Below are 14,280 nucleotides of genomic sequence, written 5' to 3'. Positions count from 1 at the left end.
TCATTAAACGCCAAAAGCGGCCTTAATGATAAAGAAGAAAATAATCGACATGATAGCGCCGGCAGGGAGTGTGACGACCCATGACACCACGATATTACGCACAACACCAAGGTTTAATGCTGCGATACCCCGAGCCATCCCAACACCTAATACCGCACCAACCAACGTTTGTGTGGTTGAAATTGGTAAGCCTGTACCTGATGCGATAACAACCGTAGTCGCTGCAGCCAACTCAGCAGCAAAACCGCGGCTTGGTGTTAAGTGTGTGATGCCTTTACCAATGGTTGCAATAACACGACGGCCCAGCATTGCCAAACCGAGCACAATACCAAATGCACCAACCGGAAGTACCCACCAAGCAAGCTTCGCTTTCGAGGCAATTTCACCGCCACTTTCTACCACACTGACAACAGCGGCTAATGGACCGATTGCATTAGCTACGTCGTTTGAACCGTGTGCGAATGCCATAGCACAAGCCGTTACAATCATCAGAACAGCAAAGACTTTTTCTACGTTGGTGTAGTGCATGTCTTTGTCAGCGGCAGGATCAAACTTCAAACGTGAAATGAGGATTTTACCCAAAATACCGACAACAACGGCAATACTGATTGCAAGTGAATATCCTTCAACACTGCTTAACTCGATACCAACGTGCTTTAAGCCTTTCTTGATAGTTACAAGCGAAATCATGAAGCCTGTCAGTGCCATGTAAAAAGGCACATAACGCTTCGCCATGTTCAATGGGTTTTCGCTGTCAAAAATAAGCTTTTGGGCACTTAAGAATACGAAGTAGGCGATAATACCTGCAATCATCGGCGTTACTATCCAGCTACCGATAATGCCGACTACCGAGCCCCAATTGACTGATTCAACTCCAACGCCAACGGCCGAGAAGCCTACAATCGCGCCAATGATTGAATGCGTCGTTGATACTGGCCAACCTGCCCAAGACGCGATCAACAACCAAGTTCCAGCGGCGAGCAATGAACCAATCATGCCAAACACCAACAATTCTGGTGTATCAACAAAATAGGCTGACTCAATAATGCCTTTTCGTATGGTTGAGGTGACTTCACCACCCGCCAAATAGGCGCCAGCAAATTCAAAAATCATCGCAACAACAATGGCTTGCTTAATTGTAAGGGCTTTGGAACCAACAGATGTTCCCATCGCATTGGCAACGTCGTTCGCACCAATGCCCCATGCCATAAACAAACCAAATACAGCCGCTAGCACGATCAATGTCATGCTATAAGTGCTTAAAATATCCATCTAAATTACCCCGACTTAGACTCGTGCAAGCATGAGCTCAAAACGTGCACCCACGCGCTCGGCTAGGTCGGCCAAATCACCAACCCAATCTAAAATTTGATACAAGAACATGGCGTCAAGCGGATTCATATCCTGCTCAAGGGCACGCAATTGACGACGCAATTTTACTTGAAGTGCATCGGTGTCTTGCTCAATTTCATCCAGTTCAGAAATCATCTTATCAACGATGGTTCGTTCACGACCTTTGAAGCCAACCTCAAGCAGATCATCAAACTCACCAATTGTTTCTTTAGCTTTATCGGTAGCATCTAGGCAACGCGATAAATAAGCATCGAAACCTTCAACCATTGAGGCAGGGATTTGCATTTCACGGCCAGTCATCAAGCCTGAAATATCCTTTGCTTTATTGGCAATACGATCTTGCTGCGATACCAATTCTAATAAATCAGTCCGCTCAACTGGCATAAACAATCCGCCAGGAAGATTCAATCGAATTTCGCGTTTAAGGTCGTCAGCTGCTTTTTCTTTTTTGACGATCTCTTTTCGGTGGATTTCAGCTTCTTCCCAGTCACCTGCATAGACGGCTTGGAAAAAAGGTTTTAAGGTCATCGCACAATCGTGCACTTGATCAATATGCTCGATCATCGGTTTGATCGGTGACTTGGCAAATACACCAAGAAACGAGTTTGCAGACATAAAAGTTCGCCTTTGTTGCTGCGGAAATATACGTTAGTTATACCTGATTTCAGGTGCGCGAATACTAACGAAGATTAATAAGTCACGCAAAGAATAATTTAACTATTGTGCTTAAACAATAACCTATTTATTGTGAAAAAGTCACATCACAGCTTGGAGTATTAAGGAAAATGTTCGAGTGGATCATGATGCCAGAAGCTTGGCTTGCGTTATTGACCCTAACGCTACTAGAGATTGTTCTGGGCATAGACAATATCATCTTTATTTCAATTTTAGTGGGCCGCTTGCCTGCGGAGCAACGTCACAAAGCGAGACAGATCGGTTTGATGCTTGCAATGGGCATGCGTATTGCGCTGCTATTAGCGATTGTTTGGGTCATGGGCCTCACCAAGCCACTCTTCTCGGTACTGGAATACTCGTTTTCAGGTCGAGATTTGATTTTGCTAGGCGGTGGCTTATTTTTGCTGGCAAAAAGCACACTTGAAATACATCATTCTTTGGAAGGTGCCGAGTCTCATAAGTCGGCAGGTAAGGCTGCGACATTTGGGGCAATTATCGCGCAGATTGCTGTTATCGATATCGTTTTTTCGCTCGATTCAGTGATTACCGCAGTTGGATTAGTGGATCATGTCAGTGTGATGATTATCGCGGTTGTTGTTGCTGTGTTGGTGATGTTAGTTGCGGCAAAATCAATTGGCGATTTTGTTGATGCGCACCCGACTATAAAAATGCTGGCATTGAGCTTCTTAATACTTATCGGATTTACTTTGGTTGGAGAAGGTTTAGGCTTCCACGTTCCGAAAGGCTACGTATATTTTGCGATGGCATTTAGTCTGGGCGTCGAGCTACTGAACTTGCGCGTCCGGAAGCATCGAGAGCCTGTTCATTTGAAGAAACGTATTGGCGACGGACAATAGTCCGTCGCAATACTTACAACAGGTTAGAAAGAGTAAACCAGCGTTACTGCTGTTTCGGTGTCGAGCTTTTCTTTGCTCTCATCTTCTAAATAAGAGTTGTGAGAGCCAGCCACCGAGAATTTCAGCGCAAGTGAACTGTTCACATTTGCAGAAATCGAAACTTCAGCACGGGTCTTAGTATTCTCTTCACCAACTTCGGTAGACGCTAACGCGTTGAATTTCGAGTTTTTCGAGATATCCCAAACAAGGTTACCCGCTAAACGCAGAATCGCGCTGCTCTCTTGTTCTTGCGGAACACCACCAACAATCGGCTTGTTAATTGAGTAACCAGGACCCACTTCGTAATCAGCATACAGCGCTTCGCTATAACGATAACGCGCACCATAACCTACTGCGAACGTGCCTTGATACTCGTAACCGCTGAATTTATCTTCCTCATATGAGCCGAATACAAAAACTGATGAACGGCTTTCAGGCGAGAACTTATAGTTACTCTGAGCAGATAAAAACGTTTTGTCACCCGTTAAGATGGTATCGCCTGTCGCTTGGTCTTTTTGTTCTGAACGATAGTAATCAATAACACCTTTATGACGCCAATTTTCAACGTCGCGTGCAAGGTTCAGCTTGGCCTTAAAAGTCTCTGTGTCAGTGTTACCCGACGTGAACAGCAAGCCTATTTCCGCACTAGCGTCCCATTCCGATTTGGTCTCGGTATCTAGATCACTGGCATCGTCATACATAAAAATACTTGCAGAAGCAGTCGGGCTAGCGAACCCAACGACTGTAACTAGGGCTAATGATAATAATGTTAAGCGCACATGGACCCCCTTTCCTTTCTTTTTTATTCGCAATTCCAGCGAAACCTCACCCTTCATTATACAGATTAAGGTTTCGCTCGCTAAGGGTGATTTAGTTCACTTTAGCGTCTAATTCGCCCCGTTCGTAGCGCTTAAACATTTCCTCAAGCGATATCACTTTAATTTTGCTGGCTTGGCCTGCACAACCAAACGCCTCGTAACGCGCCTTGCAAATTTCGTACATGGCGTCAGTTGAAGCCTTCAAATATTTACGCGGATCGAAGTTGCTGGTGTTTTGTGCCAAGTGACGACGTATCGCACCCGTTGAGGCTAAACGCAAGTCGGTATCAATGTTAACTTTACGCACGCCATGTTTGATGCCCTCTGCAATTTGCTCTACTGGCACGCCGTAGGTTTCTGGAATCTCACCGCCAAATTCGTTGATTACTTTTAACCACTCTTGCGGCACTGACGATGAACCATGCATTACTAGATGCGTGTTTGGAATGCGCTTGTGGATTTCTTTAATGCGATCAATCGCTAAAATATCACCGGTTGGTGGACGCGAAAACTTATAGGCACCATGCGAGGTTCCGCAAGCGATAGCTAATGCGTCAACATTGGTTGCACGAACAAACTGTGCGGCTTCTTCTGGGTCCGTTAACAATTGGTCATGCGTTAATTTACCTTCTGCACCAACGCCGTCTTCTTCGCCTGCTTCACCTGTTTCAAGCGAGCCTAAAACACCCAGCTCACCTTCAACGGATACACCGCAAGCATGCGCCATGGCGACAGCTTCTTGCGTTACTTTCACGTTGTAATCATAGTCTGCTGGTGTTTTACCATCTTCTTTTAACGAACCATCCATCATTACTGAGCTAAAGCCAAGTTGAATTGAACGCTGACAAATGGCTGGTGATGTACCATGATCTTGGTGCATAACCACAGGAATATGTGGCCATTCTTCAATTGCTGCCAAAATTAAGTGACGCAAAAACGGGGCACCAGCATAGCTACGCGCACCCGCTGAAGCTTGAACGATAACTGGGCTATCGGTTGCATCTGCAGCTTCCATTATGGCGCGCATTTGCTCAAGATTGTTTACATTAAATGCCGGTACGCCGTAATTATTTTCAGCTGCGTGATCAAGCAACTGACGTAATGAAATCAATGCCATGTAATATTCTCCTAATTTCCTATTTGGTTTGGCGTATTAGCCATTTAACGCGCGTTCTTCCAGAATCGCGACAGCAGGTAATTTCTTACCTTCTAAGAATTCTAAAAATGCACCGCCGCCGGTTGAGATATAACTAATTTTATCAGCGATGCCGTACTTATCAATTGCCGCCAGTGTATCGCCACCGCCAGCAATCGAAAATGCTTTACTGTTTGCAATAGCATGCGCGAGAGCTTTAGTACCTTCACCAAACTGATCAAATTCAAATACGCCCACTGGACCATTCCACACAATGGTGCCGGCTTGTTCAAGAATCTTTGCAAAAGCTTCTGCTGTATCAGGGCCGATATCGAACACCATGTCATCTGCAGTAATACTGTCGACTGATTTAGTCTCTGCTTTCGCATCTGCACTGAATTCTTTACCGGTAACCACGTCAGAAGGTAACGGAATGTCACCACCTTTTGCTTGTGCCGCCGCTACAAGACGTTTGGCTTCATCGATTAAATCTTCTTCGTACAATGATTTACCAACGTTATGACCGGCCGCAGCAATGAACGTATTCGCAATACCACCACCAACAATCAATTGGTCAACTACGCTTGATAGCGACTCTAAAACCGTCAGCTTGGTTGAAACTTTTGAGCCACCTACTATAGCTACGAGCGGACGCGCCGGGTTTGCAAGCGCTTTACCTAAAGCATCTAGCTCGGCAGCCAGTAACGGCCCAGCACACGCCACATCCGCAAACTTAGCAACACCATGTGTTGATGCCTGTGCACGGTGTGCGGTACCAAAGGCATCCATCACAAATACATCGCATAACGCCGCTAATTTTTGTGCCAACGTATCGTCGTTTTTCTTTTCGCCTTTATTAAAGCGAATGTTTTCAAACACAACCACTTCGTTGCTATTTACTTCAACACCGTCAAGGTAATCTTTGGCGAGGCGAACTGGAACATCTAATGCATCGTTTAAGTAGTCAACAACGGGTTGCATGGAAAATTCAGCGTCGTAAACGCCCTCTTCCGGACGGCCCAAGTGTGACATCACCATCACTTTTGCACCAGCCGCGAGTGCGGCTTGGATAGTCGGCATCGCTGCACGTAAGCGCGCATCAGAAGTGACCTTGCCATCTTTAATAGGTACGTTCAAATCTTCGCGAATGAGAACTCGCAATCCTTCAAGATCTAAATCCGCCATGGTAATTACAGCTGACATATCTTTGCCTCGTCTATTCATTTCAAATCAGTAATTAATTCCGTGCAAGCATCACTTGCGCGGTATCTAACATGCGGTTTGCAAATCCCCACTCGTTATCGCACCAGCACAACACTTTAATTAATCGCTTATCTGCTACACGTGTTTGGGTGCCATCAACAATGCTTGAGCGTGGGTCATGGTTAAAATCTATCGATACTAACGGTTCATCAACAAAACCTAAAATGCTTGCCATTGGCCCGCGCGCAGCATCAGACAGCACCTCATTGACATGCGTCACAGTCACTGGCGTATTTACCGTGACGCTTAAATCCATTGCCGTGACATTCGTTGTTGGCACGCGTACTTGGATTGCTTCAAAGCGTCCAGCGAACTTCGGTAGAATTCGCTCGATACCTCGAGCTAAGCGCGTATCGACCGGAATAATAGAGCGCCCAGCAGCACGTGCTAAACGCGGATCAGTGTGATAGGCATCAATGACTTGTTGATCATGCATGGCGGCGTGAATGGTTGTAATGGCGCCACTATCGATACCAAAGGCTTCATCAAGTACTTTGATAACTGGCACGATGCAGTTTGTGGTACACGAGCCATTCGAGACCCATTTGTGGTGAGCCTCAATAGCATCCGAATTTACGCCATAGATTGCGGTGAAATCTAAATCTGCACTGCCTGGTTGCGAAAACAAAACCTTTGGAACGCCGACTTTTTCATAGGCGGCGCCATGCTCAGGATCACCATGAACACCGGTGCAATCTAACACCAAATCAAGCGCCAGATCACGCCAGTTCAAATCTCGAATTTCGCTTTCCGCTGACACCACAATGCGATCACCGCCAACCTCAAGATGATGTTCATCGCGAACAGCAACTGGGCTTTGAAATCGACCATGACTGGTGTCGTATTTTAGTAAATGAGCCATCGCCTCAACGGGCGCCAGCTCATTAATCGCAACAACTTCAATATGGTTGCGATAACCGCGCTCGTAGAGTGAGCGCAGTACACTGCGCCCAATACGTCCAAATCCATTGATACCAATACGAGCTGGTTTTACACTCATGCGTTTAATAGTTCCTGTGCGGTCGCAATGACATTTTCAGTGGTGAAACCAAAGTGCTTAAATAAATCACCTGCAGGCGCTGACTCCCCAAAGCTGGTCATACCGATAATACGACCATTTAGGCCCACATATTTGTACCAATAATCGGCAATACCAGCCTCAACCGCAATGCGCTTCGTGACAGCACTTGGTAATACGTGCTCACGATAGGCTGCATCTTGCTGCTCAAACACATCAGTTGCTGGCATTGAAACAACGCGCACTTGATGTCCTGACGCTTGCAACGTTTTCGCTGCACTCACAGCAAGCGCAACTTCAGAGCCTGTTGCAATGAGAATCAATTCAGGTGGTTGCTCGCAATCAAGTAAAACATAGCCACCACGTTCGATGTTTTTCAGTTGGTCATTATTGCGCTGTTGTTGTGCAAGATTTTGACGACTGAAAATTAGTGACGTCGGTCCGTTCTTGCGCATTAATGCGTATTTCCAAGCAACAGCAGACTCAACTTGGTCACACGGACGCCATGTACTCATATTCGGTGTCATACGCAAACTAGCAATTTGTTCAACCGGCTGATGGGTAGGTCCGTCTTCACCAAGACCAATTGAATCGTGAGTGTAGACGAAAATACTTTGCTGCTTCATCAGCGCAGCCATACGAACCGCGTTGCGCGCGTACTCCATGAACATCAAAAAGGTGGCGCCGTATGGTGTAAACCCACCATGCAAGGCAATGCCGTTCATGATGGCCGACATGCCGAATTCGCGAACACCGTAGAATACGTAATTACCACTGGCATCATCTTTGCTAATACCTTTGGAGCCGCGCCACAGTGTTAGGTTCGACCCTGCTAAGTCAGCCGAGCCACCGAGCAGCTCTGGCAATAACGGACCATAGGTATTCAGTGCGTTCTGCGATGCTTTGCGGCTCGCAATATCCGCTGGTTCGGCTTGAAGCTTGGCAATATAGGCATCAGCTTGTGCCACGAAATCATTTGGTAAATCGCCGGATAAACGGCGCTTTAATTCAGCGGCCAACTCTGGATATTCCTGCGCGTAGCTGTTGAAGCGCTGTTGCCAGTTGGCTTCAGCTTTGGCTCCGGCTTCTTTAGCAGACCAAGCAGCATAAACGTCGTCAGGTATTTCAAATGGTCCGTGCTGCCAGCCTAACTGCTCACGCGCAGCAACAATCTCATCGGCACCTAATGGCGCACCATGGCAACTTTCTGTGCCTTGTTTGTTCGGAGCGCCGAAACCAATTATGGTTTTGCAAATGATTAACGTTGGTTTACTCGTTTCAGCGCGTGCGGCTTCCACTGCGGCTTTTACTGCGTTGGCGTCATGCCCATCAACGTCGGCAATAACATGCCAATTATAAGCTTCAAAGCGTTTCGCCGTATCATCGGTAAACCAGCCCTCAACCTCACCATCAATTGAAATGCCGTTATCGTCATAAAATGCGATTAACTTTCCGAGGCCTAACGTTCCTGCTAGTGAACAGGCTTCATGAGAAATACCTTCCATCAAACAGCCGTCACCAAGAAAGGTGTAGGTGTAGTGATCAACCACGTCATGACCCGGACGGTTGAATTGTGCCGCCAAAGTTTTTTCTGCTAGTGCCATACCAACGGCGTTAGTGACGCCTTGCCCAAGCGGGCCCGTGGTGGTTTCTATTCCCGGTGCATAGCCATATTCTGGATGACCTGGTGTTTTTGAATGCAATTGGCGGAAGTTTTTTAGCTCACTCAGATCAAGTTCGTAACCTGTGAGGTGCAACAGTGAGTAAATTAACATCGAACCATGACCATTTGATAAAACAAACCGGTCACGGTCGGCCCAATTCGGGTTGGCAGGGTTATGCTTTAAGAAGTCGCGCCACAGTACTTCGGCGATATCCGCCATGCCCATAGGCGCGCCTGGATGCCCAGAATTCGCTTGTTGCACGGCATCCATGCTCAGCGCACGAATAGCATTGGCTAGGTATTTTCGCTCAGTTACTGCTGTTGTCATAACAAACCCCGAATTTTAGCGTAAGGAAAAATGCACAAATGGTGCGCGTATTCTCCACAATTCGGGGCTTTGACGCAAATTAGATATCAGCTCGGAGTGCTTCAACCTTGTCCGTTTTTTCCCACGGGAACTCATCACGACCAAAGTGACCATAAGCCGCTGTTGGTTGATAAATTGGGCGCTCGAGGTCAAGCATTTGAATTAAACCGTATGGGCGTAGGTCAAAATGCTTGCGAACTAAAGCAATCAATTTTTCTTCGCTGTGCTCACTAGTACCGAAGGTTTCAATGCTAATTGACGTTGGCTCCGCAACACCTATCGCGTAAGACACCTGAATCTCAAGGCGCTCTGCAAGGCCGGCTGCTACTAAATTCTTCGCCACGTAACGTGCGGCATAAGCGGCACTGCGATCCACTTTCGACGGATCTTTACCAGAGAATGCGCCGCCGCCGTGACGTGCCATACCGCCGTATGTATCGACGATAATTTTACGACCAGTTAGCCCGCAGTCACCCATTGGCCCGCCAATAACAAACTTACCAGTTGGATTGATAAAAATGCGCTCTTGGCTTTTCGGAAACCATTCTTCTGGTAATACCGGCTTGATAATCGTTTCAATCACCGCTTCGCGTAGGTCTTTTTGACTGATATCTTGGTGGTGCTGGGTCGACAAAACCACGGCATCGATACCTACCGGACGGCCATCTTCATAAATAAAGGTTAACTGAGATTTTGCATCGGGGCGCAACCACGGTAGTGTGCCATTCTTGCGCACTTCCGCTTGACGCTGCACTAAACGATGCGCGTAGGTAATTGGTGCTGGCATCAGCACGTCAGTTTCGTTCGAGGCGTAGCCAAACATCAAACCTTGGTCGCCAGCACCTTGCTCTTCTAAACTACCGCGATCAACCCCTTGATTGATATCAGGTGATTGCTTACCAATAGCATTTAGTACCGCGCATGAGTCGGCATCGAATCCCATATCTGAGTGCACATAACCAATATTACGAACTGTATTACGGGTTATTTCTTCAATGTCCACCCAAGCGTTGGTGTTAATTTCGCCGCCGACAAGCACCATGCCGGTTTTCACATAGGTCTCACAGGCGACGCGTGCGCGCGAATCTTGTGTGAGTATCGCATCAAGTACCGCGTCAGAAATTTGGTCGGCAATTTTGTCCGGATGACCTTCTGATACGGATTCAGAAGTGAATAAATGCTGTGCCATGCTTTGCAATCTCTAATCAAAGTTGGGAAGAAAAAAGTGGGCGTAGTTTAACTGAACCACACCCACTTTTCTACATTTAGACGTCTAAAAGTCTTTATTTCTGTTTTAATGTCGCCATATCAATAACAAAGCGATATTTCACATCACTTTTGAGCATCCGCTCATATGCTTCGTTAATGTCGTCCATGGCAATCATCTCAATATCTGAAGTGATGCCATGTTCAGCACAGAAATCCAGCATTTCTTGAGTTTCTGCGATACCACCAATTAACGAGCCGGCTAAGCTGCGTCGTTTTGCAATTAAGTTGTATACCGCAGGTGACGGATGCGATTCAGCGGGTACGCCGACTAATGTCATGGTGCCATTCAAGCGCAGTAGCGTCAGGTAAGCATCCAGGTCGTGTGGCGCTGCAACCGTGTTAAGAATGAAATCAAGGCGATTACGCCATGCTTTCATTTGCTCTTCGTCTTTTGAAATGACCACATGGTCAGCGCCAAGACGTTTAGCATCCTCAACTTTGCTTGGCGATGTCGTAAACAGTACTACTTCAGCACCCATGGCCTTGGCTAATTTAACCGCCATGTGACCAAGTCCGCCCAAGCCAACCACACCGACTTTATGACCGTCACGCACACCCCAATGACGTAATGGTGAATAAGTGGTGATACCAGCACAAAGTAGCGGGGCAACGCCGGCTAGATCGAGCTTGTCTGATACTTTCAAAACGAAATCTTGGTCAACAGTGATACGATTTGAGTAACCACCGAAGGTCACCCCACCAGAGTGTTTATCTTCACCATTATAGGTTCCAACAAAACCATTATCGCAATACTGCTCGTAGCCATCTTCACAGTTAGCACAGGTGCGACACGAATCCACCATACAACCAACACCAACGGTATCGCCAACTTGATATTTGGTGACCTTTTTACCAACGCGCGTGACTTTACCGACAATTTCATGGCCTGGCACACATGGAAACACAGTACCGCCCCATTCATTACGAGCCTGATGCAGATCAGAGTGACAAACGCCGCAGTAGGCTATCTCTATTTCAACATCGTTTTCGGTGGGGTCACGACGTTCGAACTCGAAATATTCAAGCGGCTTATCGGCTGCTTGAGCCGCAAATCCTAATGCTTTTGGCATGGTTACTCCTTAATTGTCACCGTATAACAACGCTTCATTCACGGTTTGAGTTAATGGGTGATAGCCTGGTTTTGCTTGCTGATAGACTTCACGTGCCCATTTTAAATTATCGGAAGTTTTCGCTAGTTCACGGTAAAGTGGACTAACCAGCTTATTCCGACCGATCGTTAGCAAATAACTACGCAATCTTTCGCGCGCTGGTTCATATTTTTTCACAATCGCCAGTTTTAACCAGGCATGTGCAATTTCACTATTCTGAATGTTCGTTAAATTAAACTCGCGATCGAGTCGCGCCATGTTGTTGGCAGAGATATCTAAAGGCAGATTGTTGATAAAGTGCAACCATTCGTGCGTTGTCCATTTATCAGTTTGTAACTGACCGCCTTTCAACCACCGCTGCATCTGTTGTTCTACTTGAGTAAATGCATCTGACGTCGGCTTTGGTGCATCTTCTGGTAAACCTGGCTCATGCAACCACTCGTTGATTTTACTCATGGTGACGGTGTCTGGCTGTTTATCGAGAAGTTGACGCTTTAGGTATTTTTTGAATTGCTCCGTTGAAATACTTTGAAACGCGAAATCTTCAAAGTACTGACGCAAAAACTTGTCAAACATGTCGCGACCAAATTTTTGCTCAAGGTAAACCAAGAACAATTGGCCCTTTACATAAGGTACTTGGGAGAAAACATCATCAGGATGTCGCGTGCCTAAATCGATATTGAGCACGGTATCCTGCGGTTTTAAACGCTCCATGTCATCTAATAAGTCCTGGTACCCTAGTGCTAGCTCCATGTTCGCGCGGCGCTCACCAAACAAAGCTTCCATGATGCGGTTTTCAACGTAGCTCGTGAAGCCTTCGTTTATCCACAAATCGCGCCAGCTTGCATTTGTGACAAGATTACCTGACCAACTATGTGCAAGTTCATGTGCAATAAGGTTTACTAAACTCCGATCGCCGGAAACAACAGTTGGCGTGATAAAAGACAACCGTGGATTCTCCATACCACCAAACGGAAAGCTCGGCGGCAGAATGAGTAAATCGTAGCGATCCCAGCGGTATGGCCCATACATTGCTTCGGTGGTTTCAATCATGGCTGGGGTATCCGCAAATTCCCAAGCGGCGTCTTCTAAAATGTACTGTTCTGCAAACACCGCAACATTTTCACTAATTGACTTAACCGCTAAATCACCTGCGGCAATCGCAATCAAGTAAGGGGGAATCGGTTGGGGCATGGCGAATTCATAGGTTCCAGGACGCTCATCACTTAAGCTGTTATCGGCGCTCATCACTGCCAATAGGCCTTTTGGTGTGGTGATGGTGGCGTTGTAGGTTAATCGTAATGCTGGGCTGTCTTGAATTGGAATCCAGCTACGCGAATGTATTGGTTGGGATTGGCTAAACATAAACGGATGCTTTTTGCCCGCTGTCTGCTCTGGCGTTAACCATTGCAAACCACTTGCTGTTGGTGCGGTTTGGTAATGAATACGCACTTGCTTGGCCACGCTACCAATATCAACAATTAATTCGCGGCCTAGGCTTGGGTGAACATCGCCTAAAGTAAACTTCGTTGGCTGCCACTGGTCATCGATTAACAATTCTGCACGTTCGATAGTTAAATCACTGGTGTCGAGATAAAGCTGCGTGGTTTTATCATGACGAGCCAAGGTATAGGTTGCATGACCTTTTAATTGACGCGCTTCAAAATCGACCGTTAAGTTCAGTTCAAGGTGCGGCGTCGACACTTGATTCAAACGTGCGTAACTGTGGACATCTTCTGCTTGAGCAGGTTGACCCGCCACCAAAGCAACAATAGAACTCAACATTATTACGAATCGCGACAGATACATGTAATTCATCTCCTAGGTAATCACGCTTGAGCCATGATCGGTCGGATGACTAACAAAATCAAATTTTTTCAAGCTGTCAAACTTTCCGCTGAATGATAAGATGCAATCAAATCTGGCTACTCAGAAGGGTTTACCTTTCATGCGAATTCCACGCATTTATCAGACTGCTTCAAGCCCCTGGAGCATTGGTGAAATGATTGAGCTTGAAGCCGATGCAGCGAATCATGTTGGTCGAGTTTTACGAATGAACACGGGGCAGCAACTTGAACTTTTTAATGGTGACGGCAGTAATTACGCTGCGACAATTATTGAATCGTCAAAACGCTCGGTTACTGTGCAAATCGACCATATTGAAGCAAATGCAACGGAGTCTGCTGTGCACATTCATCTCGCGCAAGGCATATCGCGCGGTGACCGTATGGATTTTGTTTTGCAAAAATCAGTGGAATTAGGTGTGACAGAAATTACACCTCTGTTCACGGAGCGTTGTGGCGTTAAGTTGAATGGAGAGCGGCTGTTGAAAAAACAGCAGCAATGGCAAAAAATAGTTATAGCCGCTTGTGAACAAAGTGGCCGTAGCAAGGTTCCAACAGTACATACGCCGGTGTCATTTAACCAGTGGTTGACGCAATTACCGGAAGGGCTTCGTTTAACTCTCGACCCCTATGCTGAAAAGCCATTGCGAGATCTCGCCGAACATCCGGATAAGTTGACCCTTTTTATTGGCCCAGAAGGCGGTCTTAGTGACCAAGAAGTGACAAGCGCCAGTGAGCATGGTTTTTTGCCAGTTCGTCTTGGCCCTCGTATTCTGCGTACCGAAACGGCCGCACTGACGGCATTAAGTATTATTCAATATCAATTTGGCGACCTAGCCTAACTGATGGCTTAACGAATAGCCTAATTAA

12 protein-coding genes are annotated in these 14,280 nt (G+C 46.5%); 2 read left to right on the top strand and 10 right to left on the bottom strand.

Annotation, left to right across the window (positions count from 1 at the left end; all coding sequences use genetic code 11):
- Positions 1-3: 3 nt before the first annotated feature.
- Both LG272_RS04325 and LG272_RS04320 read right to left on the bottom strand, forming a co-directional pair.
- Entirely contained in the window at positions 4-1,272 is a 1,269-nt protein-coding gene (locus LG272_RS04325) for an inorganic phosphate transporter (protein ID WP_404409787.1), read from the bottom strand.
- 15 nt (positions 1,273-1,287) lie between these two features.
- Entirely contained in the window at positions 1,288-1,968 is a 681-nt protein-coding gene (locus tag LG272_RS04320; RefSeq protein WP_126760332.1) for a TIGR00153 family protein, read from the bottom strand.
- Positions 1,969-2,138: 170 nt separating this feature from the next.
- Here LG272_RS04320 and LG272_RS04315 point away from each other — a divergent pair, with 170 nt between their 5' ends.
- Entirely contained in the window at positions 2,139-2,885 is a 747-nt protein-coding gene (locus tag LG272_RS04315; RefSeq protein WP_126760333.1) for a TerC family protein, read from the top strand.
- 23 nt (positions 2,886-2,908) lie between these two features.
- Here LG272_RS04315 and LG272_RS04310 read toward each other — a convergent pair whose 3' ends face one another.
- The 8 genes from LG272_RS04310 to LG272_RS04275 form a co-directional block, all read right to left on the bottom strand.
- The gene (locus LG272_RS04310; protein ID WP_241968020.1) at positions 2,909-3,703 is read right to left on the bottom strand and encodes a YdiY family protein; all 795 of its coding nucleotides are present in this window, start codon (positions 3,701-3,703) and stop codon (positions 2,909-2,911) included.
- A 91-nt stretch (positions 3,704-3,794) separates the two neighbouring features.
- A complete protein-coding gene (fba, locus tag LG272_RS04305; protein ID WP_126760334.1) occupies positions 3,795-4,859 on the bottom strand; it encodes a class II fructose-bisphosphate aldolase in 1,065 nt (354 codons plus the stop codon).
- Between the two features lie 36 nt (positions 4,860-4,895).
- Positions 4,896-6,080, bottom strand: coding sequence for a phosphoglycerate kinase (locus LG272_RS04300; protein ID WP_126760335.1), 1,185 nt, complete (start codon positions 6,078-6,080; stop codon positions 4,896-4,898).
- Positions 6,081-6,114: 34 nt separating this feature from the next.
- The gene (locus LG272_RS04295) at positions 6,115-7,140 is read right to left on the bottom strand and encodes a glyceraldehyde 3-phosphate dehydrogenase NAD-binding domain-containing protein (RefSeq protein WP_126760336.1); all 1,026 of its coding nucleotides are present in this window, start codon (positions 7,138-7,140) and stop codon (positions 6,115-6,117) included.
- On the bottom strand, positions 7,137-9,149 hold the full coding sequence (gene tkt / locus LG272_RS04290; protein WP_404409786.1) for a transketolase: 2,013 nt from the start codon (positions 9,147-9,149) through the stop codon (positions 7,137-7,139). The genes LG272_RS04295 and tkt overlap by 4 nt, the downstream gene beginning before the upstream one ends.
- A gap of 79 nt (positions 9,150-9,228) precedes the next feature.
- Complete coding sequence (metK, locus tag LG272_RS04285) at positions 9,229-10,377, bottom strand: methionine adenosyltransferase (protein WP_126760338.1); 1,149 nt, start codon at positions 10,375-10,377, stop codon at positions 9,229-9,231.
- Positions 10,378-10,471: 94 nt separating this feature from the next.
- Positions 10,472-11,527 (bottom strand): NAD(P)-dependent alcohol dehydrogenase, encoded by a 1,056-nt coding sequence (locus LG272_RS04280; RefSeq protein WP_404409785.1) that lies wholly within the window; start codon positions 11,525-11,527, stop codon positions 10,472-10,474.
- A gap of 9 nt (positions 11,528-11,536) precedes the next feature.
- Complete coding sequence (locus tag LG272_RS04275) at positions 11,537-13,351, bottom strand: M1 family metallopeptidase (protein WP_404409784.1); 1,815 nt, start codon at positions 13,349-13,351, stop codon at positions 11,537-11,539.
- 163 nt (positions 13,352-13,514) lie between these two features.
- Here LG272_RS04275 and LG272_RS04270 point away from each other — a divergent pair, with 163 nt between their 5' ends.
- A complete protein-coding gene (locus tag LG272_RS04270; RefSeq protein ID WP_404409783.1) occupies positions 13,515-14,252 on the top strand; it encodes a 16S rRNA (uracil(1498)-N(3))-methyltransferase in 738 nt (245 codons plus the stop codon).
- The last annotated feature ends 28 nt before the right edge of the window (positions 14,253-14,280 follow it).

The organism is Pseudidiomarina marina, from assembly GCF_044807045.1.
GTDB lineage: Bacteria > Pseudomonadota > Gammaproteobacteria > Enterobacterales > Alteromonadaceae > Pseudidiomarina > Pseudidiomarina marina.
The sequence above is the reverse complement of the archived record's forward strand: the minus strand, read 5'-3'. Positions and strand labels throughout refer to the sequence as shown.

Coding starts and splice junctions, on each gene's coding strand:
- fba (WP_126760334.1), bottom strand. CDS start 4,859: ATGGCATTGATTTCATTACGTCAGTTGCTTGATCACGCAGCTGAAAAT.
- LG272_RS04320 (WP_126760332.1), bottom strand. CDS start 1,968: ATGTCTGCAAACTCGTTTCTTGGTGTATTTGCCAAGTCACCGATCAAA.
- LG272_RS04325 (WP_404409787.1), bottom strand. CDS start 1,272: ATGGATATTTTAAGCACTTATAGCATGACATTGATCGTGCTAGCGGCT.
- LG272_RS04275 (WP_404409784.1), bottom strand. CDS start 13,351: ATGTTGAGTTCTATTGTTGCTTTGGTGGCGGGTCAACCTGCTCAAGCA.
- LG272_RS04315 (WP_126760333.1), top strand. CDS start 2,139: ATGTTCGAGTGGATCATGATGCCAGAAGCTTGGCTTGCGTTATTGACC.
- tkt (WP_404409786.1), bottom strand. CDS start 9,149: ATGACAACAGCAGTAACTGAGCGAAAATACCTAGCCAATGCTATTCGT.
- LG272_RS04270 (WP_404409783.1), top strand. CDS start 13,515: ATGCGAATTCCACGCATTTATCAGACTGCTTCAAGCCCCTGGAGCATT.
- LG272_RS04295 (WP_126760336.1), bottom strand. CDS start 7,140: ATGAGTGTAAAACCAGCTCGTATTGGTATCAATGGATTTGGACGTATT.
- LG272_RS04280 (WP_404409785.1), bottom strand. CDS start 11,527: ATGCCAAAAGCATTAGGATTTGCGGCTCAAGCAGCCGATAAGCCGCTT.
- LG272_RS04300 (WP_126760335.1), bottom strand. CDS start 6,080: ATGTCAGCTGTAATTACCATGGCGGATTTAGATCTTGAAGGATTGCGA.
- metK (WP_126760338.1), bottom strand. CDS start 10,377: ATGGCACAGCATTTATTCACTTCTGAATCCGTATCAGAAGGTCATCCG.